At 38.6% G+C, this 23,944-nt stretch carries 23 protein-coding genes; 4 read left to right on the top strand and 19 right to left on the bottom strand.

What is annotated here, in order from left to right; genetic code table 11:
• Positions 1-94: 94 nt before the first annotated feature.
• Together HX005_RS07025 and pobA are read right to left on the bottom strand one after the other, a co-directional pair.
• Positions 95-784: a GntR family transcriptional regulator gene (locus HX005_RS07025; RefSeq protein WP_286376807.1), complete on the bottom strand. Its 690-nt coding sequence runs from the start codon at positions 782-784 to the stop codon at positions 95-97.
• A gap of 186 nt (positions 785-970) precedes the next feature.
• Positions 971-2,185 carry a 4-hydroxybenzoate 3-monooxygenase gene (gene pobA, locus HX005_RS07020; protein ID WP_286376806.1) on the bottom strand — a complete coding sequence of 405 codons (1,215 nt, stop codon included), beginning with the start codon at positions 2,183-2,185 and terminating at the stop codon, positions 971-973.
• 142 nt (positions 2,186-2,327) lie between these two features.
• Between pobA and HX005_RS07015 the strand changes: the two genes are divergently transcribed.
• The 3 genes from HX005_RS07015 (at position 2,328) to HX005_RS07005 (ending at position 5,234) form a co-directional block, all read left to right on the top strand.
• Positions 2,328-3,137 (top strand): IclR family transcriptional regulator domain-containing protein, encoded by an 810-nt coding sequence (locus HX005_RS07015; protein WP_286376805.1) that lies wholly within the window; start codon positions 2,328-2,330, stop codon positions 3,135-3,137.
• A 137-nt stretch (positions 3,138-3,274) separates the two neighbouring features.
• Positions 3,275-4,144 carry a sugar phosphate isomerase/epimerase family protein gene (locus tag HX005_RS07010; RefSeq protein ID WP_286376804.1) on the top strand — a complete coding sequence of 290 codons (870 nt, stop codon included), beginning with the start codon at positions 3,275-3,277 and terminating at the stop codon, positions 4,142-4,144.
• Between the two features lie 19 nt (positions 4,145-4,163).
• Positions 4,164-5,234, top strand: coding sequence for a Gfo/Idh/MocA family protein (locus HX005_RS07005; protein WP_286376803.1), 1,071 nt, complete (start codon positions 4,164-4,166; stop codon positions 5,232-5,234).
• A 71-nt stretch (positions 5,235-5,305) separates the two neighbouring features.
• On the opposite strand, the gene HX005_RS07000 is transcribed toward HX005_RS07005, so the two are convergent.
• The 7 genes from HX005_RS07000 to HX005_RS06970 all read right to left on the bottom strand — a co-directional run bounded on the left by HX005_RS07000 (position 5,306) and on the right by HX005_RS06970 (position 13,608).
• Positions 5,306-6,253 carry an aldo/keto reductase gene (locus tag HX005_RS07000; RefSeq protein WP_286376802.1) on the bottom strand — a complete coding sequence of 316 codons (948 nt, stop codon included), beginning with the start codon at positions 6,251-6,253 and terminating at the stop codon, positions 5,306-5,308.
• A gap of 124 nt (positions 6,254-6,377) precedes the next feature.
• Positions 6,378-6,995: an NIPSNAP family protein gene (locus tag HX005_RS06995; protein ID WP_286376801.1), complete on the bottom strand. Its 618-nt coding sequence runs from the start codon at positions 6,993-6,995 to the stop codon at positions 6,378-6,380.
• On the bottom strand, positions 6,992-8,767 hold the full coding sequence (locus HX005_RS06990) for an FAD-dependent oxidoreductase (RefSeq protein ID WP_286376800.1): 1,776 nt from the start codon (positions 8,765-8,767) through the stop codon (positions 6,992-6,994). The genes HX005_RS06995 and HX005_RS06990 overlap by 4 nt, the downstream gene beginning before the upstream one ends.
• 11 nt (positions 8,768-8,778) lie before the next feature.
• On the bottom strand, positions 8,779-10,551 hold the full coding sequence (locus HX005_RS06985) for an FAD-dependent oxidoreductase (protein WP_286376799.1): 1,773 nt from the start codon (positions 10,549-10,551) through the stop codon (positions 8,779-8,781).
• A gap of 4 nt (positions 10,552-10,555) precedes the next feature.
• A complete protein-coding gene (locus tag HX005_RS06980; protein ID WP_286376798.1) occupies positions 10,556-11,401 on the bottom strand; it encodes a sugar phosphate isomerase/epimerase family protein in 846 nt (281 codons plus the stop codon).
• Positions 11,388-12,209, bottom strand: coding sequence for a shikimate dehydrogenase family protein (locus HX005_RS06975; protein ID WP_286376797.1), 822 nt, complete (start codon positions 12,207-12,209; stop codon positions 11,388-11,390). Before HX005_RS06975 ends, HX005_RS06980 begins: the two co-directional genes overlap by 14 nt.
• A gap of 43 nt (positions 12,210-12,252) precedes the next feature.
• The gene (locus tag HX005_RS06970) at positions 12,253-13,608 is read right to left on the bottom strand and encodes an MFS transporter (protein ID WP_286376796.1); all 1,356 of its coding nucleotides are present in this window, start codon (positions 13,606-13,608) and stop codon (positions 12,253-12,255) included.
• Positions 13,609-13,837: 229 nt separating this feature from the next.
• Between HX005_RS06970 and HX005_RS06965 the strand changes: the two genes are divergently transcribed.
• Positions 13,838-14,608, top strand: a complete 771-nt coding sequence (locus HX005_RS06965) for an IclR family transcriptional regulator (RefSeq protein WP_286376795.1) — start codon at positions 13,838-13,840, stop codon at positions 14,606-14,608.
• Positions 14,609-14,659: 51 nt separating this feature from the next.
• Here the strand turns inward: HX005_RS06965 and HX005_RS06960 are convergent, their stop codons facing one another.
• The 10 genes from HX005_RS06960 to HX005_RS06915 form a co-directional block, all read right to left on the bottom strand.
• Positions 14,660-16,009, bottom strand: a complete 1,350-nt coding sequence (locus HX005_RS06960) for a carbohydrate porin (RefSeq protein WP_286376794.1) — start codon at positions 16,007-16,009, stop codon at positions 14,660-14,662.
• 40 nt (positions 16,010-16,049) lie between these two features.
• Complete coding sequence (locus HX005_RS06955) at positions 16,050-17,501, bottom strand: right-handed parallel beta-helix repeat-containing protein (protein ID WP_286376793.1); 1,452 nt, start codon at positions 17,499-17,501, stop codon at positions 16,050-16,052.
• A gap of 26 nt (positions 17,502-17,527) precedes the next feature.
• A complete protein-coding gene (gene aroD, locus HX005_RS06950; protein WP_286376792.1) occupies positions 17,528-18,382 on the bottom strand; it encodes a type I 3-dehydroquinate dehydratase in 855 nt (284 codons plus the stop codon).
• 81 nt (positions 18,383-18,463) lie between these two features.
• Complete coding sequence (gene pcaG, locus HX005_RS06945; protein ID WP_286376791.1) at positions 18,464-19,093, bottom strand: protocatechuate 3,4-dioxygenase subunit alpha; 630 nt, start codon at positions 19,091-19,093, stop codon at positions 18,464-18,466.
• Between the two features lie 17 nt (positions 19,094-19,110).
• Positions 19,111-19,836, bottom strand: coding sequence for a protocatechuate 3,4-dioxygenase subunit beta (gene pcaH, locus HX005_RS06940; protein WP_107007647.1), 726 nt, complete (start codon positions 19,834-19,836; stop codon positions 19,111-19,113).
• A 47-nt stretch (positions 19,837-19,883) separates the two neighbouring features.
• Complete coding sequence (pcaC, locus tag HX005_RS06935; RefSeq protein ID WP_107007646.1) at positions 19,884-20,273, bottom strand: 4-carboxymuconolactone decarboxylase; 390 nt, start codon at positions 20,271-20,273, stop codon at positions 19,884-19,886.
• 12 nt (positions 20,274-20,285) lie between these two features.
• Positions 20,286-21,641 carry a 4-hydroxybenzoate transporter PcaK gene (gene pcaK, locus HX005_RS06930; RefSeq protein ID WP_286376790.1) on the bottom strand — a complete coding sequence of 452 codons (1,356 nt, stop codon included), beginning with the start codon at positions 21,639-21,641 and terminating at the stop codon, positions 20,286-20,288.
• Positions 21,642-21,684: 43 nt separating this feature from the next.
• Positions 21,685-22,464 carry a 3-oxoadipate enol-lactonase gene (pcaD, locus tag HX005_RS06925; RefSeq protein ID WP_502872727.1) on the bottom strand — a complete coding sequence of 260 codons (780 nt, stop codon included), beginning with the start codon at positions 22,462-22,464 and terminating at the stop codon, positions 21,685-21,687.
• Positions 22,461-23,819, bottom strand: coding sequence for a 3-carboxy-cis,cis-muconate cycloisomerase (gene pcaB / locus HX005_RS06920; protein ID WP_286376788.1), 1,359 nt, complete (start codon positions 23,817-23,819; stop codon positions 22,461-22,463). Before pcaB ends, pcaD begins: the two co-directional genes overlap by 4 nt.
• Positions 23,820-23,830: 11 nt before the next feature.
• Positions 23,831-23,944 (bottom strand): hypothetical protein (locus tag HX005_RS06915; RefSeq protein WP_286376984.1); only part of this gene is annotated, 114 nt, incomplete at its 5' end.

The following is a 23,944-nucleotide window of genomic DNA, read 5'->3' as shown; positions in this document are numbered from 1 at the left end:
GCTAAAAATAAAAACCAAAATTCAAAAGTGGATTTTAGGACAAGTTTTATGCTTTATAGGACATGAAAAATCATGGAAAATGGTTTAATTCAGTTCATTCAGCCTGATTTGTGAAAATTGCCCGTACTGTTTCCCCTAATAAAACCACACTGCTATGCTCACGCATCAAACTTTCTGCGCGCCCTGCTTGACGATGAAGCAATGCATCATAAATGGAGCAATGTTGTAAATGTGCATAATGCAATCGTTGGTATTCTGACAAAGGTTTATTTGAATCATATGTGAGTGCTTGAGCCGAAGCCATTGGCAGTTGATTATTTTTTGCCAAAGCCTGCATCAAAGCGATATTTTGCGAAGCTTGAATAATAACATCATGAAAAATGACATTTAAATTATGATACTTTTCAATATCATCATCATTAAATTCTGATTTTTCAGCAAATAGTTTTTCGATCTCGACAATACAATGCTTTAGTTTTTCTTGCTGTTCTGTGGTGATGCCTTGTTCAGCCAGTTTTTTTGCAGCCAAACCTTCTAACACGCCACGCACTTCTAAAGCATCATGGATTAAATTTTCTGAAATTTCACGCACCATATAACCACGAGTGGGATTTTTTAATAACAATCCTTCTTGTTCAAGCAAACGAAATGCCATACGGACAGGTTGTCTAGAGACATTTAAAAGTTCAGCCGTTGGAATTTCTGCAATTCGACTGCCCCCCTCTAACTCGCCAGAAATGATCATTTTTCTTAATTTCAATAATACCTGTTGCCCTGAAGACATACCTTACTCATTTAAAAAACTATTTTGATTATGCTAACAATTTCACTGCTAAACTGACAATTGATTTATGCAAAGAAATGAAGACTTTATCCATTTATCATGGACTGACTTATTTTACCATCTTGCTTATTTTCAGTTCAAAATAATAAAAAACCAGAGATGAACTCTGGTTTTTTTATCCTGCATTTAGCTAGCTTTGGGTAGATTTTCAAACTTTTTTATTTCATAAGGTAAACCGACATAGTTTTCTGCCAATGTGGTTTGTCCTGCTTCAGAACCTAAAATATAAGCCAATTCCGCTTGTTTAATTTTTAAATCAAAGTCACTTTCAGTTTCAAAACGATGTAATAAATGCGTCATCCACCATGAAAAACGTTCTGCTTTCCACACTCGTTTTAAACATTTTTCTGAATATTCAATAATACCTTGTTCAGAATTATTAATATAATATTCAATTAATGCACTCGATAAATATGCAATATCAGAAGCAGCTAAATTTAAACCTTTAGCACCAGTCGGCGGTACAATATGTGCCGCATCACCAGCCAAAAATAAATGACCAAATCGCATTGGTTCTGTCACAAAACTGCGTAATGGTGCAATACTCTTTTCAATTGATGGACCTGTCACCAAGTTTTCACGACTTTCAGCATCTAAACGGTTTTTAAGCTCTTCCCAAAAACGCTCATCCGACCATTCTTCAACACGATCTGTCAGTGGTACTTGCAAATAATAACGACTACGGGTATTTGAGCGCATGCTACACAAAGCAAAACCATGCTCCGACTGTACATAAATCAACTCATCAGAAACAGGAGGAACATCAGCCAAGATACCCAGCCAACCAAATGGATAAACTTTTTCAAAAGTCTTAATTTTATCTTGCGGAACACTTGCACGACATACACCATGATAGCCATCACAACCTGCGATAAAATCACATTGAATCTGATATTGCTGATCATTCTGTGTAAAAGTCACATAAGGTTGCGCATAAAAATCATGAATTTTAACGTTTTGTGCTTCATAAAAAGTGGTTAAATCTGCCTCGCGTCGTGCTTGCATCAGATCTTTTGTTACTTCAGTTTGCCCATAAACGGTAACTTGTTTACCCTGTGTTAAACCAGATAAGTCGATACGATGTTTTTCACCACCTGTTAAAATTTCAATGCCATGATGCGGTAAACCTAATTCATTTAAATGCTGATCCACACCTGCTTCTTTGAGTAAATCAACAGAAACTTGCTCTAAAATACCTGCACGAATACGGGCTGCAACATAATCCGCACTTTTTTGTTCAATAATAATATGCTCAATACCCGCTTTATAAAGCAGTTGCCCAAGCAATAATCCTGCTGGACCCGAACCAATAATTGCAACTTTAGTCTTTAAAATTTCCATTTTTCTTACTCCTGATCTTATGTCATTTAAGTTAAATTTTTTATGTGAAATAGACTATAGTAAAAAAATGAAATTCACCGTATAACGGTATCAATATCCGTATAGCGGACAAAATTTAAAAACCTAAATATAGGGAAATAAAATGCGTTATGCACTTATTTACAATGAAAGTTCAGGTGAAACCATCACTCAAGATGATTATATTGCAAGTTTTGCCAAAGGCTTAAGTTTACTCGAAGCTTTTGGCATAGACCGACAAAAGCTCAATGCAACACAAATTGCAGATCGGACAGGCATGAGCCGAACAGCCGCACGACGTTATCTAAGGACTTTAAAATTTCTTGGATATTTAGAGGGTGACGATCATTATTTTTGGTTGACACATAAAGTATTACGTTTTTCGAGTTCATATTTAAGTTCAGCACATTTACCTAAAATTGCTCAACCGATTTTAAATATTTTATGTGCTCAAACCTCACTGACTTACTCCATTGTGGTCTTAGATGATCATGAAGTTGTACCCATTGCACGTAGTTTTTTACCTCAACAAGATATTATTCGTAGTAGTCCTTATGGCATGCATTTAGGCAATCGTTTACCTGCACATGCAACATCAACAGGAAAAGTACTCTTGTCTGCATTTAGTGCAGATGAACAAAAAAAATGGTATGAAAAATATGGGCTTAAACGTCTAACACCATTTACAGTGCAAACTAAAGAAGACTTTTATGCTGTGTTAGAGCATGTTCAAAAACAAGATTTTTGCCTTTCTAAAGAAGAGCATGAACTTGGTGTCATTGCACTGGCTGTGCCTATTGTGAACAGTCAAGGGCAAGCCATCGCTGCATTAAACTGTATGTCACAAACCCATCGTGTGACTGAACAATATTTAATAGAAAATATTTTACCCCTGTTAAGAAATACCGCTTATGAGCTCAGGATGATGCTATAAAATCATGTAAAATATTTTTGGAACAGTGTTCCAATTTTTTAAATAGCTTGCTAACATTGTACTCACATGGATGAATTTCGTATTTAAAGTTCAAGCAAAACTTTAAATTTAATTTAATATTCAAGAAGAATAGTACAATGAAAATTGCAATAGATGGTTATTGTTATCACCGACACTTTAATCAGCATTATCCACTTTTAGAGCAGGAAGCCGTTCCTCAACTTGATTTTTGGCAATGCCTCGAACAAGCAATTCAATTTCAAATTGAAGGAATTTCGATTGAAAGTTTTATGCTTCCTGATCCTACAGAAGACGACATTCTAAAATTACGTCAGATTTTATCAGCCCGGCAACTAGAATTGGTTTGGGCATGGGGACATCCTTCAGGTTTTGAAAGTGGGCAAAATGCACAGGCACTTGTTGATTTTCAAAAGCATGCAAAAATTGCCCAAGCCTTAGGTGCAAAAACCATGCGCATTTGCGCAGGTGGGCGTAAAAGTCGACCTCAAGGTACATGGCAAAATCACAAAAAATCTTTACTCCCTTTACTTGAAAAAGCAACTGATTTTGCAATACAGCATCAGCTCACACTGGCGCTTGAAAATCATGTTGATCTGTTGGCAGATGAAATCGTCGATCTGGTTAAAACGATAAATAGCCCTCATTTTGGAATTTGTTTAGATACTGCAAATAATCTAAGAATGTTAGAAGATCCGTGGCAAGCGATTGAAAAAATGGCACCTTATGCGAAAGCAACACACATTAAAGATGTTCAAGCATTTCAAGGTGATCCTAAAACATTTGCATTTTGGCCCAGTGTCGTTTCGGGTCAAGGTTTAATTCCATTAGAAAAGACATTTCACTTGCTCAATCAATTGAATTATCAAGGACTTTTAGCCTTAGAAATTGATTATTTACATCCGCAATATACCTCTGAATACGATGCTTTTTCACAAAGCTTAAATTATTTAAAAAATCTCAAACAATCAGTTTTAAATCAACGCTAAGAACGCAAGGAAAGCAAATATGTCTTTAAAAAAAATCGCCATTATTGGTGCAGGTGTGATGGGAAAAAAACACGCTCAAACCATTATTCAACATCCTCTTACAGAGTTGGTTGCCGTTTGTGACCCATTTTCAGATGCGATGGCAAAGGAATTTGCTGTCCCAAATTTTCAAGATCTCAATGAATTATTTAAAAATCAATTGATTGATGGTGTAATTATTGCTAACCCAAATCGCTTCCATGTTTCAACAGCGATAACTTGTATGCAACATGGCATACCCTGTTTACTTGAGAAACCACTTGCATTGAATACAGAAGAAGCCTTAAGTTTAATCAGCGAACAAGAAAAATTAAATATACCTATTTTAGTGGGTCATCATCGTCGTCACAATCCGATTATTCAACAAGCTAAGGAGTTGATTGAAAAAGGTATTGTGGGTGAAATCAATACTTTTAATGCCCTATGGAGTGTTTATAAACCTGATCCATATTTTGATATTGAATGGCATCGAAAAGCGGGTGCAGGTGTTTTAGCCATCAACCTTGTGCATGATCTGGACTTAATGCGCTATTTAAATGGCGAAATTGTTTCTGTCCAAGCTATGACTTCTCATAAAAATCGTCAATTAGATGTGGAAGATACGATTTCAATTTTAGTTCGTTTTGAAAATGGCGCTTTAGGTACATTATTGGCATCTGATGCAGCGGTTTCACCGTGGGGTTGGGATCAAAATACTGAGGAAAATAAAAATAGTTTTGCCACTTCGCCTGACCAAGATTGTTATTATATTAGTGGTTCACAAGGAGCATTGAGTGTACCAAATTTAGAATATTGGAATTATCCAGAAAATAGCCAAAAAAGTTGGGCTGTAAATTTAGTGAAAAGTAAAATAGAACCCAATAAACAAGAAGATGTTTATTTACTTCAGCTAAGCCATTTTGTTGATGTCATCAATGGGCAAGTTGAACCTATTTCATCGCCACAAGATGCGATTAAAAATATTCAACTTTTAGAATGTATTGAACAAGCAGCTAAGGAACAACGTACAGTTCATTTATCGTCTTTAACTCAATTACAAAAAACTGCTTAATACTGCTTAATATCACCCTCCTACATGTCATAAAAAAACAGGGAAAATGCCCTGTTTTTTTATTGTAACTCTCAAGTATTATTCGAATACTGACTGACTTCATTTAGACGCTGCAGATCTGCTTCATCGAGTTTTAAATTGAGTGCTTTTATAAATGAATCAATTTGTATAGACGATGTCGCTGAAGCAATTGGAGCCATAATACTCGGTTGTGCCATCGCCCAAGCCAAAGCAATTTCAGAAAGCTCTGCTTGATATTGAGTTTGCAATTGATCCATCGTCTTTAAAATATTTAAGCCATGTGGATTAAAATAACGCGCTAACTGACGTTTTCGTGCTGAACCCTCAAGTTGAGAAATATCACGATATTTTCCACTTAAAAAACCCGCAGCCAAACTAAAATAGGTGATCACTTTTAATTGATTTTCAACACAAATATCACGATATTCCGTCTCGTATTGCTCTCGCTCCACCAAACTATAACCCGGTTGAAAAATTTCGTATTTGGGTAAATTTTGACGATAACTGACCTCTAGAGCCTCTTGCAATTGTTTTGCTGAATAATTAGATGCACCAATTTGACGAATTTTACCCGCTTGAATTAATTCAGCATAGGCAGATAAGGTTTCTGCAATGGGTGTATTTTCATCTGGATAATGACTCAAGTACACATCGAGATAGTCTGTATTTAAACGTTCCAAAGATTCTTCAACTGCTTGTTTAATATATTTTTTAGATAATCCTTGCTTTCCCTCTGCTAAGGGCGCACCTACTTTGGTAATTAAAATTACTTTTTCTCTGTTCGAAGGTGTACGCTTGAGCCACTCACCAATCACTGTTTCTGACTCGCCGCCAACATGTCCTGTTACCCATGTCGAGTACATATCTGCCGTATCAATTGTATTTATACCGCGCTCAAGTGCGTAGTCTAATAAACTGCATGAATCTTCTTGATTGACCGTCCAACCAAACACATTTCCACCCAGAATGATTTTTGAAAAACTTATATCCTTTTTCATCTTATTTCTCACTTTTATTGACTTAAAATTTGTTGTGGTCATTCATTCAACTAAATTAAACATTTATATGTAAAAAGCCAGTTCAATTGAACTAGCTTTTTATTGCTTTAATAAAAAATATGAATTATTTCAATGGTGAAATCGCTGTAGACAATGCAATCATTGACTGCATTTCATGCGTTAACCATTGTGGACCACCTTTTGGTGGCCAAATACCATCAGCGACTGATTTTGCACGAACTTCAGAACGTTCATTCAGTGAAGCATATGGCCAAATACTCACAATGCGTGGATGCCCATCAAGTGCGTACATTGCAACCGTTAATTTTGAGTATTGAGTACGTGTAGGCACTGCATTTTTCCATGCCTCTAAAACATGTGGAACACCGCCATGCTTTAATTCATAAGTACGAATTTCATAAACTGGACCAAATTCGCCTAACTCAACCTCTGGTAAAAAGTCAAAACCTGCAAAATGTTCAACAGAATATTGAATGATATTTTCACTTGAATTAAATAAATTTCCTTGAGCAGCTAAATGTGCATCACCCGCTTCTTGATCTGCTTTAGACTCAAAACTACGTAATACAACAACTTGATTTAATTGACCAATATCTGAAAACCAGACTCCTAATAATTTCGCTTTTGCTTCTGTCTCTGCATGAAAATCTTGAATACCATTTGCAACATTTGCAGCCGTACCCATTTTGATCGTGATATTAATTAGTTCATAAAGTTTCATGCGGTTTTGCGCTCCTGAGTAAAATTTTGAGATTGAGTTGTTTGTGATTTTTCACACAAATTTTCATTTGTATGATTGTTTGAATCATCTTTGAGTTTGCCTGCTGCAAATTGTGCAATTCGCCAAGCAAACACCATTCCTGGTCCAAGCGTTGTACCTGGTCCTGGATAAGTACCTTTAAAAATAGAAGATAAGTCATTGCCACAGGCAAATAAGCCCTGAATCACTTGATTGTTTTGATTGAGTACACGACCAAATTCATCACCTGTAATTCCACCACTACTTGCACAGTCCATAGGGACGACAGGTAATGCATAAAATGGAGCTTTCTGTAATTTTCCTAAACATGGATTCGGTTTTACATCTGGATCGCCATTAAAACGATTCATTACACCGCTACCTTTACCAAAATCTGTGTCTTCGCCTTGTTCCACAAGATGGTTAAAACGCGTCACTGTTTGGTTCAATGTTGCTGCTTGAATACCCACTTTGGTGGCAAGGTCTTCCAGTGTATTTGCTGAAAATAAATATTTTTCTCGTAAAAAGTAATCTAACTTTTTCGCACCAGGTAAAACGAAGCCGAGCCCATATTTTTGAATCGCGGTTTCATCACAAATGAGATAAGACACCACTTTTTCTTTGGCTTTATTGGACTGAATTTGTGCCATACAAAAATCATGATAGGAATCAGATTCATTGACAAATCGTCTTCCATCAGCATTCACAGCAATCACGCCTGGTTTCGCACGGTCTAAAATAATGTGCGGCCAAACTGCTTTATAGCCATTTTTATGGGTATGAATTGAACATGGAAAATACAAAACACTACTGTCTACAGATGGATCAATTTTAGCGCCAATGTTCTGTGCGAAACTTAAACCATCACCTGTGTTTGAAGTCGGTGAAAGTGAGTCAGCGATTAATCCTTGAGGAAATAGTTTTTTGCGTAATTGAGCATTCCACCCCACACCACCTGTTGCCAAAACAACGCCTTGACGCGCTTTCACCATAATCTGTTGATTATTTTTATTAATTTTTGCACCAACTACTTTGCCATTTTCATAAATGAGTTCTTGTAATGGTGCATCTAACCAAACAGGTACATTATTTTGTTTTAAGTTATAAAATAAGCTCCCGACCAAGGCATTTCCCATCACTAAGCGAGTACCACGCGCATAGCGTAAACGTGACATAAAATAAGGCAGCACGACTTTCATCGTTGTCATAAAATTGGTGCCAGACGAAAATGGGTTCAGTAATGCATTTAATTCACTACGATTCACCATCATGCCACCTAAACCCATAAACTCAGGACGGGGTGGACGCACGTATTTAAAATCTGTACCTAACACACGAGCATCAAATTCGGCAGGTGCCAAAGCTCGACCACCAAAAGCTTCTCCCGGTTGGTTTTTGACATAATCAGGATGTGCTAAACATGCATTCAGTTTCACCGTGGTTTTTTCATCTAAGTCTTTAATCATTTTTGGACTAGATTCTAAAAATGCATCACGTAAATGCTCTCCACCACGCTCACCCACCACCGATTTAAGAAAAACCCGTGCTTGTTCAATATCATCAGGAACACCTGCTGCGACACTTAAATGCGACCCCGGTGCCCAAATCGTACCTCCAGAAGTTGCGGTCGTACCGCCCACCTGATCTGCTTTTTCACATAACAGCACATCTAAACCATTTAACTTGGCAAATAATGCGGCTGACATTCCTGCCGCACCTGCACCAATAATGAGTAAATCGACTTGTTTTTCCATGTCAGCATTTCCTATGTATTTTGTTTTTGTACAGATTGCGTGGATTTAGCATGTTGAACCAAATGATTTGCAGCCAAATAACCAAATGTCATAGCAGGTCCTAAAGTAATTCCTCCGCTTGGGTATTGACCTCCCATCACAGTATTCATGTCATTACCTACCGCATAAAGCCCATCAATCGGACGTTGAGTATTTTTATCTAATACACGCGCATCATGATCGGTGATTAATCCTGCAAATGTTCCTAAGCTTCCCGGTACCACTTGCACTGCATAAAATGGTCCTTTTTGTATCGGTGCAATACACGGATTTGGTCCATGATCACTATCCCCTTGCGCTTTTTGATACGGCGTAGAACCTCGTTTAAACTCAGGGTCTTGCCCTTGTTCTGCATGCAAGTTGTATTGCGTAATGGTCTGTTTAAAATTCGCAGTATCAATACCACATTGTTGAGCTAAGTCTTCTAAACGATCTGCTTGTTTGAGATAACCATTTTCAATCCAAGGCTGCATCGAAATTGGAAAAGGTTTCACTGCACCCAAACCATAACGTCGGATAAATTTATGATCACAAATCAACCAGCAATGTGCCAAGTCACCTTGATTCGTATGTTTAAATAAATCTTTGACAAATAAAGGATATGAATCACCTTCGTTGGTAAAACGTTTGCCATTTTTTAATACAGCGATTAAGCCCGGTTTCCCACGTTCAACCAAATGTGGAAAACGTCCTAATATGCCATCTAAACGAGGCATTAATGACACAGGTGCCCAAGCGCCTGACCATGGCAACTGCGTATCCACTTGAGCGCCAACCATTTCAGCAAGCTTTAAGCCATCTCCTGTATTGGTTTCAGGTGCAGCCGAGTAATGAGGTGTTCCTAAAGCAACATGTTCAAATAATTGTTGTTTGCGTTTTTCATCATGTGGAAATCCGCCTGTTGCCAAAACTACACCGCGTTTCGCTAAAATTTTAACCAAACCTTGTGGTGTTTTAAAAATTGCACCGACCACTTTATTATTTTCATAAATCAGTTGTTGCGCAGCATGATTTGCAAATAGTCTCACTTTTTGATCAAGTGCCGACTTGAGTAAACGTGCAACCAATGCATTACCATTGACAATTTGGGTTGAACGATGACGAAATAACAAATCTGCAAAATGTCGTAAAACACGCTTAGTCGCATACATAAACGAAGACACAGCATTAAATGTATTAATGAAATGTTTCATATCAGCACCAGATGCGATTCCCATGCCCCAAACTGTGGTTTCAGGAATTGCAGGTCTCAGCAAATGTAAGTTTTTCCCAAGTTGTCGCCCATCAAATGGTGCAGCAACAACAGAACGCCAACCCACACGAGAACCTTCTATATCAAAAAAGTCTGGAACCAATGCACCTGCATTGAATTTGACCTCTGTTGATTTCTCAAAAAAATCGATCATTTCAGGCGCTTTTGTTAGATATTGATGAATACGAGCTTCATCATATTTTTCACCCAGTACATTTTTTAGATATTTTTTAGGCTGCTCGATAGGCTCTAACTGCCCTGCACGCTGTGCATGTGGCGTGTTCGGGATCCATAGCCACCCCCCAGATACCGCCGTTGTGCCACCAAAAACACTTGCTTTTTCAGCAACAATCACATCCAAACCTTGAACTGCCGCAGTCACTGCGGTAGAAAGTCCACCTGCTCCAGAACCAATCACCAAAACATCACATTCATATTGGTCACGATTTTTTTGAGCTAGAGAATTAAACTCATGTTGAGTTGACGCATTCATGACATCACCCCGCAATAGCATCTGCTTCAGCAAGCGCAACGAGTTGTTGAATTGCTTGCAAATTAATTTGAGCACGTTGCAGCGCTGGTCGTTTTGCAAGTGCAAGATTCGGAACTTCTGCTGCTAAAGTAATATCTTTCGGTAAAGCTCGAATCAGCGAAATCAAATCAATTTCACCTTGCCCTGGAACTAAACGATTAGAACGCGCAATTTTAATTAGACCTTCATCACTTGGGTCATATTCAGCTAAACCATCACAAAGTTGTACATAGTTCATTTGTGTCACAGGTAGCGCTTTGACTTGTTCTAAAGTTGAATCTGAACGATCAAAATGCAGTGAATCAATTAATACTGCTGCATTTTTTTGTCCCGATTGCGTCACGATCTGTTGAGCATGTTGCAGATTTTTAACAGCCGTCCACGGCATAAATTCAAGATCACAACTTAAATGATATTGCTGACTCAACTCGCAGAACGCTGCATAATTTTCAACTAAGCGTTGATGCTCAGTATCATTGCCTGCAATAAGAATATGTTTTGCACCTAATTGTTCAGCAACTTCCAAAAACTGAATATATTTTTGACCATCAAAATCAGGCGTTAAACGTATAATTTCTACATCAGCAACTTTCACGCCTGTATCGGCTAAAGCTGCTTGCGTTTCACGAATTAATGTTGCGTCTGTTAAAATCGGATAGTCAGCTTCATTCGGTGCCGCAGGTAAAAGACGTAAACCGACCTGTGCGTAGCCACATTCTGCCGCGATCTTAATTGCTTCAACAGGTGATACATCCGCAACAGTTAAAAATGACAGTGAATACTGGCGTTGTTTAGATTCAGGCTGCATCATCTACGCCTCCTGAACGCTCATTTTCAAGTAGAAAATTCACCATCAAATCACGAACTTGAATAAACATATCTGTACCTGTTACCGCAGTACAACCGAGTGCCAATGCCTGAGTCACAAATGGTGTTTTTTCTGGTTTAGTGACAACATCCGCAACTGACATGGTATGAGTTAACTTGTCTAGCTGAAATGCTGCTGATGGATCACCATTCATGCCCATCGGAGTTGCATTCACAATGACATCAAAACCTGTTGGGTCATTGTCATGTGCAACAACCTTGCCTTTGCCAAGCGCATTTAAATGGTCAACCAATTGTTGCTGACGTTGTGCATCGACATCAAAAATTGCCAGTTCTGCAACACCAGCCAACAATAATTCGTAAGCAATCGCTTTGCCTGCACCACCTGCACCCGCTAAAATGGCACGTTTATTTTCTAATTGAATATTTTTTAATTTAATCGCTTGCACCATGCCTGTACCATCCAGCATGTCACCTTCCCAACCTGCTTCACAGCGACGAATGGTATTCACTGCACCAATGAATTTTGCACGTTCTGTCACTTGGTCACAGCACTGTAAAGCTGTAATTTTGTGTGGCACAGTCACGATCAAACCATCTGTATTGAGCATGTTTTTCGTGTTATTTACAAACTCTGGAAAATGATCTGGATGTACATCTGCAGGTGGCACAATGGCATTTAAGCCTTTTGAAATCAGTTCCAAAGTCACCCCTTCAGGTGATTTTACTTGTTGGATGGGATGCCCAACCACAAAATAAAGACGAGTCGATCCATTCAATTGAATACTCATAATTCAATATCCTTTTAAAATTCAGTAAATTAAAGTGTTTTTATTAAGCTTTTGCGTCGTCTAAAGCTCGTTGTTGCATACGTTGTGGTGAATAAATCATTTTCATGAGGAGTAAAGCCATGACCATCCCTGCGGCAGGCACACAGAGTACAAGGAAAATTTTACTTGCTGACCAGCCTTGATTGAGGAAATAAGCACCAGCAAATGCACTAGCAACCGCACCTAAACGTCCAATACCATGCATCCAACTGTTTCCTGTTGCACGTGCAAAGAGAGGATAAAATGCACTTGATAAACCATTTACACCTGAGTTTGCACCATTCATCCACATGCCAACAAAGAAACACATTGCACTATATACGTAGAAGTTATGTCCCACTTCACCAATGAAAATCATGAAGACAATTGCGATCAGATAACAAATCACCAAACCGATATGTGCATTGATTTTATCCATCAAATAACCGCAAGCATAACAACCGATCGGACCACCAAGTTGATAAATTGCAGTAATCATAGATGCTTCACTGATACTGAAACCAAACTCATTTGACATCATTGGCAACCAGCTTCCAAGTAGATACACGACAAATAAACCTGAAGCATATGTCCACCACAGTAGGAAACTACCAAGGAAATAAAATGGGCTAATAATCGTTTTAACTGGATTATCTACAGACTTCGTTTTTGGTTTTGGTAGTACAAAAACTTTGTTCGTCGTATCAAAATCAGGTGCAATTTTGTGAATAATGGCATCAATTTCAGCTTTAGGATGTTGCTTTAAAACCTTAAAACCAATGGATTCGGGCAGTTTAAATGCCACAATCACTGCCAAGATCAAAGGTAATATTCCACCAATAATCATCATGGCATGCCAGTTATAGTGCGGAATAACCCATGCCGCTAAAAAGCCACCTAATGCTGCACCAAAAGTAAAACCACTTAAAATCAATGTGACCATTCGTGCATTTACACGCATTGGTGAATAATCAGTGGTTAGCGTCACAGCTTGTGGCATCACACCACCCATAAATAATCCTGCAATAAAACGGAAAATCATCAGTTCTGTGACATTGGTTGAAACTGCTGCAATGAGCGTAAAAAATCCAAAACCAATTAAATTTACAATTAATAATTTTTTACGCCCAAATTTATCGGCTAATGGTCCTGAAATCACGGCACCTAATGCCAATCCGACCAAGGCTGCACTCATTACAGGTGCTAATGCAGTTGTGGTAATTCCCCACTCATTTTTAATGACGGGTGCAACAAAACCCATAATTGAAATATCAATACCGTCAACAACAACGATCATTAAACAAATAAAAATAATAAATTTTTGTAAAGGTGAAATTCTATTTTCGTCTAGAAATTCCCTTAAATCTACCTGTTGCTGCATACACTTGCTCCCTTAGCGTTCACCTATTTCATTTATGCGGTTCCATGCATAAATAGGTTTAAATTTGACTTAGGTTAAAAATGAACTGAGAAGGCTTCAGTTTTTTACCCTAGATCATGCTGATTTATCTAAAAATCATTTAGGATAGAATCTAAGATGTAATATAATCTGTTTTTTGATTTTTTGGAACACTGTTCCAAAAAATATTAGTAATTAATTTGGATTTTTTATGCTGAGTAATAATGACCGCACTTTAACCGTGCTCGAAGCGTTATTAAAAGATGTAAATGGATGTGCTTTAAGCCAGCTTTCAACTGATTTAGATATTCCCAAATCTGCAATGCATCGTTTATTAAGCTCGATGAAAGACATGGGCTATATCTATCAAGATGAACTAAGCCAGCACTATAAACTGACCTTAAAAATCGCTTCAATGGGACTGACATATTTGTCTTCTCGCTCAATTACAGAAACTTTTCAGCCACTACTCAATCAGTTGGCTGAAGAATCTGCTGAACTGGTGCGTTTAGGTCTCATTGAAAATGAAAACATTATTTGGATTGCAAAAGCTCAAGGTTCAAAATCAGGTTTAAAATATGACCCTGATTCGGGCAGTGTTGCGTATTTACCTGCATCTTCTTGTGGTTTAACTTATCTTTCTGCACTTAATGAGGCTGATTTTTTACGCTTAGCAGAACGCGAAGGTTTTGAAAAAGCAAAATTATTTGGTCCCAATACACCCAAAAACTTAGAGGAGCTTAAAGTTTTAGTACAAGCATCTAAAGACCGAGGTTATGGTTTAATTCAAGATACTTATGAGTTAGGGATGACTGCTATGGCAAAAGTTATTCTAAATCCGCATACAGGTATTCCTTTTGGGACGGTGAGTATCGCAGGTCCATCTGTACGTTTAAATGAAAAACGTGTTGAAGAACTCGCACCAGCATTACTTGAAACGGTGGAAAAAGTCAGCCAAATTATTCATTTGTCACAATATTAATGATAAAAAGCGATCTAAGTAGATCGCTTTTTATTGGGGAAAATAAATGGTTTAGAAGTTGAAACGCGTGGTTAAACCCAACACCCATGCATCATCTACTTGCTTTAAACCACCTGCTTGATGCACATATTGAATATTTGGACGCAACATGATTGCTGGTGACCAATTCAAAGTATAATTCAGCTCAATATTGAGCTCATCATTTTGAATAGGTCGGTATAAAGGATTTGTGTAATCTGCCGCAGTTAAACCGTTTTGTTGGTTCTGATAATGCTGACGATCACGAACGCGCTCATTAACATCAAAGCGTGCAAAACCTAAACCAATGCTGTCTTGTGGACGAGCATCGAATGCGCCTTTATACCAAAATGCCAACTGCTGTGACGCTTCAACAGTGGTGGTCGCTTTATCATTCCAAGTGAAATTGGCAGATGCAAATAGACCACGTTTACTGTCATTTTCATGTGCAGTCAGTTGTTGCTGTGCATTTAACCAGACACTTTGTTTATGATCATGGACTTTTGCAGGTGTATCTGCATCAATGATCTGACCTTGTGTATTGGTTTTTATGTCATTTGCATCCGCAGTCGCATAAAATGCACCGAGTTTATATTCTCCTGTTAAACCATTAAAAGCAGCGAGTTTAGGTTTCCAAGTCAACTCGACAGGAATCAAAACGCCTTCGGCATCATCCATGCCTAAGTTAAAGCCACGATCTTCAAAGGTATTTTCAGGGTTAATTTCATAAACCCCTGCCGCAAGTGACCATTCAGGTAGAAATTGGTATTTTAGGTTCATCCCCCATTGTGAAACTGGACTGTTGTACCAAATACTGCCTACGGTTTTACCCAGTTGACCACCACATAGCATTAAGTTTTGAAACTCACAGTGCGAAGCATTGAAATCTTCGGACAATCCCATTCGTCCAATTTTAAACTGCACAGTGTTGTCTAAAAACCCAGATTTTATCCATGCTTGTGATAAACGCCAAGATTGTCCTCGACCATAAATTTCTTGCGCACTACTAAACTGTGATGCGCGTGGATCAGAAATTCGTTCTGCGGATAATGCTTGTCCGTCACGTTTGGTGATCATGACACTGGCTTGGGTATTTTCCAAACCTGCGATTTTCTCCAAATCAAATTGTGAAGCTAACGTGAGTTGAGAAGCATGTAACATTTCTCGATCATCGTTATAACCACCATCGATATTTGTTGCACTTTCATTTTGAAAACCCAAAGTAAACTTATAGCCTTTTTCTTCCAAGCTCTTGCGTTCACCATTCCAGTCTCCCAAAAGCCATTGTCGATCTTCTGACCATGGCATTTGAGCAAATGTAAATTGTGATACAAATAGCGCTGAACTCAGCACAGTTAAGGGTTTTACTAAACAATGTTTCATATGCTTTTCCTTAAGCAAAGATGATTCAACATAAATAACCTTACAATTTCACAGCAGGACTTAATTCAGAACTTGCACCATGAATATTAGTTAAGGTAGCGGTGATTGATTGCACTTTTTGAGTCGGTTTCCATTGAATTTTGGCTTTGCCATTTTCATCAGTCACGACTTGTTCTGTACCTAAGAAGATTTCTGCTTCATTGGCATTTTTTTGCGAATTTCCGAAAAATTCAACACGATACATTGCATTTTTTTGCGCTTGAACTTCAACAGTTACAACGCCTTGTTTCACTTGTAACGTTGGTGCAGTAATATTTTGATTGGCTTTGGCATTACAGTTTTGTTGTGTTGCATCTTGACATGTATGTTGTAACGTCTTTTCATCCATCACCACACCACGACCACGTGAACCAACAAATTCAGCATGCTCTAACGCAGGAACATTCATAATAATTGCACCAGTACGTTGCTCAGGTACACAAGAACCACCAGCTTCACAACGTTTAACATCTTTGCCATTATTCCAAATCAAGTTTTTGGTTAATGTAATATGCGCATTGGCATCTTTTTCTGAGCGAATCGCAACACCAATACGATTATCATGTACTCGATTGCTGTCTAAAATATTGCCGTCACCCGTAAGATTAAAACCAATTGAGTTATGACTTAACTCATTATAAGCAATGTAATTGCGTTTGCCCCAGTTGATTTGCAAGCCATCTGAATAGTTTTTAAACGTATTGCCAACAATGCTATTGTCATTGCCCCATAAAATTTCAATGCCTTGTGAAGGCTCAGGATTTTGAGCAGTCGAAATAAATTGATTATTTGCAACCAAGTTAAATGCTGCACCTCGTGTCAACTCAAGACCATCACCATTGTCCTGAAAATAGTTATTTAATACTTTGTTATTATTGGTTGTGGTTGCTGTTGAACCGCCTTGACCATCATCGCCTGTGAGCATAACACCCGCGCCACCATAATTATTCATGATTCTGTTGTGTTGAATCAGATTATTACTTGCACGGTTAATTAACACGCCTATACAGAAGTTTCTAACTTCAAGTCCCTGAATTTGCACATTTTGAGTATCTCGTAGCACTAAACCAGGCAAAGTTGTTGTACGTACGTTTGTACCAAACTGTCCTGAAACTGCACCAGGACAAGCTTCTACACCTGTACCTTTGACATATTTAGAGCCATCAATTGCAATATATTGACCATTGGCTGCCCATGCTTCACCGACAATAGAAACTGCTGTACGAATTTCTGGTAAAGGCTTTTCAGGAAAAATGACAAAAGGCGCTTGCCCTACAGCTTTTATCTGAATTTGATGTGCTTCTGAAGGCTGACTATTTGCTTGTTCAATAGCCCAACGTAAAGTGCCTTTTTCACCATGATCTGCGTATTGATCAACCACAAAAGTTTGTGCGTGGCTAAGACTTCCTAAACCGAGAACCAAAGCACTCAGCGCAAAAATAGACGATTTCATTGATTTTCCCTAATGTAATGATGTATTTAGTTTGGTTCAACAATATTTAAAAGTTGTTTGAGCTGTTTAACTTCAATTTGTCCAGGTGCAGAAGCCTCACCGATCATGCCAAAACTCATACTTCCGCCCATATTGGCAGTGGCAATACGAGAAATTGCACCCAATTTCGCCATCGACATAGTGAGTAACGGCTTTTTAGTTTGCTGGCTGACATTTAAAGTTGCATTCATCAAGGTAAATACATCTTGTTTAGACTGTGGCATCACTGCGATTTTTAAAATATCAGCGCCCATAGCATCTTGTTTTAACAAACGTTTTTCTATTTCAGCTTGCTCAGGTGTACGGTTAAAGTCATGATTTGACATGATAACGTGTACATTTTTTTGATGTGCCAGTTGTGTTAATTGTTGAACAACCGCCTCATCTCTAAACATTTCAATATCAAGCAATTGCATAAAAGGCTGTTTCAAATATGCACGATAGTTTTTTTGATAATCTGCATCACTGATTTTGAGTTGTCCGCCTTCATTTGCAGTTCGAATCGTTGCAATTAAAGGTTTATCTTTTAAAATTTGATTGAGTTCCTGCCCCAATGCAATCACTTGCTTACTGTCAGCAGCAAAATCAAGTAAATCGATACGAAACTCTGCAATATCCGCATCAGGATGATTTGCAATAATTTTGGCTTGTTCAATTGCTTGTGCTTTGGTTTTTGCTGTAATCGGTACAATGGTTTTTACAGGCATTTCACCGATATTGACATTTTTAATCTGATAAACAGCATCATTTTCAACAGTATTCAATGCAGTATTTGCCTGTACCAAAGAACAAGACAACGCAATCGCAACAGTCAAACATGTTTTGAGTGCAAATCTATTCATTTTCAATCCCAATCATTTTTCCTGTACATCCAGTGGTTTTGTTTCACCAGATGTACATCACTTTAAAATCTATGTATTTAATTAAATATCGAAAAATACAGTTTCTTTGTCGCCTTGAACATAAATATCAAAGCGATAGACGATTTCACCATTTTCTTCGCTGCGCTTAGCAATCAAAGTTTGGCGACGTGGCTCCCACTCAATGCTATTCAATACAGGATCTTTTGCATTCGCTTCAGCTTCATCTTCAAAATAAACACGTGTGTTTAAACCTAAGTTGATACCACGTGCAAAAATAATCAGATTAATATGCGGTGCTTGTGTTGAACCTTTACGACCAGGAACAGTACTTGGTTTGATGGTATTAAAATGCCATACACCTGTTTGGAAGTCTGCGCCAGCACGTCCCCAACCTTGGAAGTTTCGATCTGCATTTTTCTCTTGAAAATCTGCATCACTTGGATAAACGCCGTTTGCATCAGCTTGCCAAATTTCGACTAAAACATCACGTAATGGCACACCCACACCGTCAAATACACGTCCTTCTAAACGGATACGTTGACCTTCTGGATTATTTTTCAACAAGTCATTATTAAAGTTATATTCAAAAACCTCGATACCTGCTTGTTTAGGTAACAAACCGATATGAACATAAGGTCCACCTGTTTGCGATGGGGTTTCATGTAATTCTTGGAAATTCCAACCGTTCATAGCATTTACTCCATGTATTAAACTAATTCATTTTCAAAATAGGTTTTGCGACGACCACGTAAAGTGATGTCAAAACGATAACAACGGCTATCGGCTTCGATAAAATTGCTCTTGTCTTCAAGGGCAATCAAAGCACGTCGTTGATCTTCTGAAGGAATGGTTTTAATAATTGGACAACTGTCAATCAGTGGATCACCTTCAAAATAAAATTGTGAAATTAAACGTTGCGCCCAACCATCAGCAAGTAAAGAAAAATGGATATGCGCAGGACGCCATTCATTAATACGGTTACGCCAAGGATATGGACCAGGCTTAATGGTACGGAAAATATAAAAACCATTTTCATCTGTCATCATACGACCACAACCACCAAAGTTTGGATCTAAAGAGCCAATAAATTGGTCATTTGGATGACGATAGCGACCTGATGCATTGGCTTGCCATACTTCAAGTAACGCATTTTTTACAGGACGACCAAATTGGTCACGAACATAACCATGTACAATGACACGCTCACCAATTGGTAAGCCTTCTTTAGCACAGTTTAAAATAAGGTCATTATCTTTAGGACCGAAATGCTCTGCCGAAAAACGTGGTGAAGTCACTTCTGAAATGGTTTCACCAATCGAAATTAATGCATTTTTTGGTGAACGCAATACACTTGTTTTATAGCCTGGTGCATACGCAGGTGGATGATCTTCACTATTGCGCTGTGCATATGCGCCCCAAATATTTTTAGACATCATAGTTTCCTTTTAAAAAGTAAATTCCTTAACGTGTTATGACTTCGTTATTCAGCATCTAAGCCGAGTTCTTTAAACACTTCTTCAGCCATATGCATCGCTGCATTTGCCGCAGGTAAACCTGCATAAAGTGATGAATGAATAAATAATTCTTTTAAATCGTCTTTTGTCACACCATTGTTAAAACAAGCACGCAAATGTAAACGTAGTTCATCTGTTCTGCCCAATGACAACAAAATAGCAATCGTAACTAGACTACGTGTATGGCGCGGCATTCCTGGACGTGACCACACTTCTCCCCATGCAAAACGACTGATAAAGTTTTGAAAATCTGCATTAAAGTCATTCAAATTATCCAAAGAGCGCTGCACGTGTTTTTCACCTAACACTTCACTGCGAACCTGAATGCCTTGTTGATAACGTTCTTCATCGTTCATAAAGATTTCCTCTTAGGTTGCATCTGTATGTGCAACAAATGATTTAATTAAGATCGCAATTGCCGCAGCAGTCGCTGGAATAAGTAATAAAGATAAAATTGCAGTAAATGACCACTGATTACCCAGTAATACCGCACCAATCCACGCACCAAATACAGCGCCGAAACGTCCAATACCTGACATCCATGCCACACCTGTTGCACGACATTGGGTAGGATAGAAACGAGCACTTAATGCTGGCATTGCAGACTGAGCGCCATTGGCAGCCATACCTGCACATAAGATAAATATTGCTAAGAATGTTGGATAATTTAAGCTTTGACCCACAATAAAAGCGAATACACCAGCTAAGAAATAAAAGCCTGCAATCACACGGTTAGGGTTAAATTTATCCATTGCCCAACCGATAAATAGCGCACTGAGTACCCCACCGAACTGGAACAATCCACCAATAAATGCAGCATGTTCCATGCTTGCACCTGTTTCACGCATCAATGTTGGCAACCAACTGGTCAAGAGATAAATAATCACTAGACCCATGAAATAGGTAAACCAGAGTAAAAAAGTGCCTTTGATATATGATTTTGAAAATAACATACCAATTACAGAATTTTTATTTGCTGCTTCACTCTTTTCTTCTGGAACATGGAATTCATTAACAGATGCAACTTGTTCAGGCGCGATTTTATTTAAAATCTTTTTAACTTTGTCTGAGGCATTACCTTTCACAATCAGATAACGATATGATTCAGGCAACCAAAGTACGACCATGACCATTAAAATAAGTGGTGCCCAACCGCCCACCAAAAACAGACTGTGCCACCCAAAGTTTGGGATCAACCAACTACTGAGAAAGCCACCAATCGCCATACCGAGGTTATAACCACAGAACATACATGTCACAAGCAATGAACGGATACGTGCAGGACAATATTCTGAGAATAAAGTCGTTGCATTTGGCATTGCTGCGCCTAAGCCAATTCCTGTGAGAAAACGAAAAATAACCAACTGATCTAAAGTTGAAGAATAAGCACAAGCTAAGGTAAAGCCGCCAAAAATCAGCATTGCAATCGTTAAAACAATTTTTCGCCCAAAGCGATCCGCAAGTGGACCTGAAAATAATGCGCCAAAAATCATCCCACCTAAGGCAGCACTCATCACAGGACCTAGATCAGCCTTGGCAATACCCCAATCTTGTGCCAATGCAGGTGCAATAAAACCCATTGCAGCCGTATCAATCCCATCAACAAAAACAATGAGAAAACAAACAATTGCTATCAGCCATTGATATTTTGATACAGGAGCATTATTGATTAATGCTTGGGCATCTATCCCCTTTTTAAGGACAGTACTCTCCTGAGATGCCATGTCTATCTCCTTTAGGCAAAATCTGTTTTAAGCTATGTTAAATTTATGCAATGAATTTAGCTAAAATCTGGCTAAACTCTACAGGGCATTCAATATTAGACAAATGCGAAGCTTCTATGCTTTGCAGCTCACTGCCCTGTATTTTAGACTGCATAAATTCACCATCTTGAAGTGTAGTCACGGGATCTTTCGCCCCACAAATCAATAAAGTTGGAATACCAATTTCAGCTAAATCTGCACGAACATCTGCATCAGCCAATGCACGACAAGACGCTGCATAACCTTGAGCTGGTGTTGCGGCTAAGCTTTGAATCGTACGTTGTGCTAAGTCATCGTGTTGATAATCAAATGACTCACTAAACCAACGGGTATGTGTGGTTTTGACTAAGTCCGCTAGACCTTCTTTTTCGACTTGGTCTGCACGTGTAAGCCATGCTTCTGCCTGTCCAATTTTGGCAGCAGAATTTGCCACAGTAATACTTTCAAAACGATCCGCAGTATTGATCCCAAGCCATAAACCTGTAATACCACCCATCGAGATGCCACAAAAATGTGCTTTTGCAATATTTAAGGCATCTAAAATATCCAGTACATCTTCGCCAAGGTTTGCCAAAGTAGAGTTTTCAATTACATCACTTTGACCATGACCGCGTGTATCGTAACGAACAACTTTGTAATTTTCTTTAAAATAAGCAACTTGCTCATCCCACATGTGATGATCCGTTCCTAAAGAGTTCGAAAAAATAATCACAGGTGCATGATCTAAACCATCAACTTGAATTGCTAAAGCCTTTCCTTGTCGATTAATAATTTTGTTCATCACTTTGCCTCTCCTTTGGCATGTTTCAGCACAGCTTCGATTTGATCTTGAATATTTCCCAAATAAGACTCAGGTTTAAATATCTGTTGCAATTGTTCAGCATTAAAATACTGCTGAAGCTCTGCAATTTCAGCAACAACGTCTTGTAAATGACGTTGCTCAGCAACCGCTTTTTTACATGCAGCTTCGACCAAATGATGTGCATTTAGACGTCCCATTTTAGGGGCTAAAGCCATCATGACCGCTTCCGCCATAATCAAACCTTGTGTGCATTCAATATTACGCTGCATATTTTCAGAATTAACTTCTAAGCCTTGTAATACCTCATGTGTGCGCTGCAATGCACCTGCACAAAGCTGAAAAATTTCAGGTAGCGCAAGCCATTCTGCATGCCATGCACCTAAGCTACGTTCATGTTCCTGAACCATACTTTGGTACATGCTCGACATTAAGGCAGGTACTCGATTTGCTGCTGCCAAAATGGATGCAGCCGCGACTGGGTTACGCTTGTGTGGCATTGTTGATGAGCCACCACGTCCTTTAGCTGTCGGTTCAAACACTTCTGCAATTTCTGTTTGCATCATGAGTGACCAATCACGTGCCATTTTCCCAGTATTACCTGTAACAACTGCTAAAAAATGGGCAATGTCCAGTATACGATCACGTTCGCCATGCCAAGTGCAATCAGGTTTAGACAAATCAAGTCGCTGTGCATAAGCCTCAACAACTGCCGAACCTTGATCTAAAATAGATGCTAAAGAACCAACCGCACCGCCCAATTGAACAGTGAGTACTCGAGATTTTATTTGCTCTAAACGTTCTAAATCACGCTGAAAACTACTTGCCCAACGTGCAGCTTTATGCCCTAACGTAATCGGTAGTCCTTGCTGTAACCATGTACGCCCAATCATGACCTGATCGCGATACTGTTCTGCTAAATAAACTGCAACATCATGAGCACTTTGTAATTGTATTTGAATAATAGATAAAGCATCTTTTGCTTGTAAAATTGTCGCAGTATCAATGATATCTTGACTTGTTGCACCCCAGTGTACATAACGAGAAGCTTCTTCATCGACATTTTTTACAGCAGCAGTAAATTGCTTTACAAAAGGAATTGCAATATTGCCAGCCAATGCAGTTGCTGTTGCCAAGCTTTCAAAATCAATCGCATGTATGCCTTGCTCTTCAGCAACTTGGGCAATAATGCTTGCGGCACTTTGCGGAATGACACCAACATCAGCTTCCGCCTGTGCCAAAGCAACTTCTGCCTTAATCATGTATTGAATCAATGCCTGATCACTAAAAATCTGAGTGACATCAGCTTGATAAAACAAACTTGCAAATAACTGGCTCATTTTGCTGATCCTTAAACTCTTTCAATAATCAAAGCAATGCCTTGACCAACACCGATACACATTGAGCACAGGGCATATTTACCACCTGTTGCTTCAAGCTGATTCAGTGCGGTAATCACCAAACG

Source organism: Acinetobacter sp. R933-2 (assembly GCF_030325485.1).
Taxonomy (GTDB): Bacteria; Pseudomonadota; Gammaproteobacteria; order Pseudomonadales; family Moraxellaceae; genus Acinetobacter; species Acinetobacter sichuanensis.
This window is presented reverse-complemented; position numbering and strand designations above follow the sequence as displayed.

Bases quoted from the DNA above. Each gene is read 5' to 3' on its own strand.
- HX005_RS07025 (WP_286376807.1), bottom strand. From the start codon at position 784: ATGTCTTCAGGGCAACAGGTATTATTGAAATTAAGAAAAATGATCATT.
- pcaC (WP_107007646.1), bottom strand. From the start codon at position 20,273: ATGAACGATGAAGAACGTTATCAACAAGGCATTCAGGTTCGCAGTGAA.
- HX005_RS07010 (WP_286376804.1), top strand. From the start codon at position 3,275: ATGAAAATTGCAATAGATGGTTATTGTTATCACCGACACTTTAATCAG.
- HX005_RS06955 (WP_286376793.1), bottom strand. From the start codon at position 17,501: ATGAAATCGTCTATTTTTGCGCTGAGTGCTTTGGTTCTCGGTTTAGGA.
- pcaH (WP_107007647.1), bottom strand. From the start codon at position 19,836: ATGTCTAAAAATATTTGGGGCGCATATGCACAGCGCAATAGTGAAGAT.
- pcaG (WP_286376791.1), bottom strand. From the start codon at position 19,093: ATGAACGGTTGGAATTTCCAAGAATTACATGAAACCCCATCGCAAACA.
- HX005_RS06965 (WP_286376795.1), top strand. From the start codon at position 13,838: ATGCTGAGTAATAATGACCGCACTTTAACCGTGCTCGAAGCGTTATTA.
- pcaB (WP_286376788.1), bottom strand. From the start codon at position 23,819: ATGAGCCAGTTATTTGCAAGTTTGTTTTATCAAGCTGATGTCACTCAG.
- pcaK (WP_286376790.1), bottom strand. From the start codon at position 21,641: ATGGCATCTCAGGAGAGTACTGTCCTTAAAAAGGGGATAGATGCCCAA.
- HX005_RS06995 (WP_286376801.1), bottom strand. From the start codon at position 6,995: ATGAAACTTTATGAACTAATTAATATCACGATCAAAATGGGTACGGCT.
- HX005_RS07005 (WP_286376803.1), top strand. From the start codon at position 4,164: ATGTCTTTAAAAAAAATCGCCATTATTGGTGCAGGTGTGATGGGAAAA.
- pobA (WP_286376806.1), bottom strand. From the start codon at position 2,185: ATGGAAATTTTAAAGACTAAAGTTGCAATTATTGGTTCGGGTCCAGCA.
- HX005_RS06985 (WP_286376799.1), bottom strand. From the start codon at position 10,551: ATGAATGCGTCAACTCAACATGAGTTTAATTCTCTAGCTCAAAAAAAT.
- HX005_RS06960 (WP_286376794.1), bottom strand. From the start codon at position 16,009: ATGAAACATTGTTTAGTAAAACCCTTAACTGTGCTGAGTTCAGCGCTA.
- HX005_RS06975 (WP_286376797.1), bottom strand. From the start codon at position 12,209: ATGAGTATTCAATTGAATGGATCGACTCGTCTTTATTTTGTGGTTGGG.
- HX005_RS06980 (WP_286376798.1), bottom strand. From the start codon at position 11,401: ATGATGCAGCCTGAATCTAAACAACGCCAGTATTCACTGTCATTTTTA.
- HX005_RS06970 (WP_286376796.1), bottom strand. From the start codon at position 13,608: ATGCAGCAACAGGTAGATTTAAGGGAATTTCTAGACGAAAATAGAATT.
- HX005_RS06990 (WP_286376800.1), bottom strand. From the start codon at position 8,767: ATGGAAAAACAAGTCGATTTACTCATTATTGGTGCAGGTGCGGCAGGA.
- aroD (WP_286376792.1), bottom strand. From the start codon at position 18,382: ATGAATAGATTTGCACTCAAAACATGTTTGACTGTTGCGATTGCGTTG.
- HX005_RS07000 (WP_286376802.1), bottom strand. From the start codon at position 6,253: ATGAAAAAGGATATAAGTTTTTCAAAAATCATTCTGGGTGGAAATGTG.
- HX005_RS07015 (WP_286376805.1), top strand. From the start codon at position 2,328: ATGCGTTATGCACTTATTTACAATGAAAGTTCAGGTGAAACCATCACT.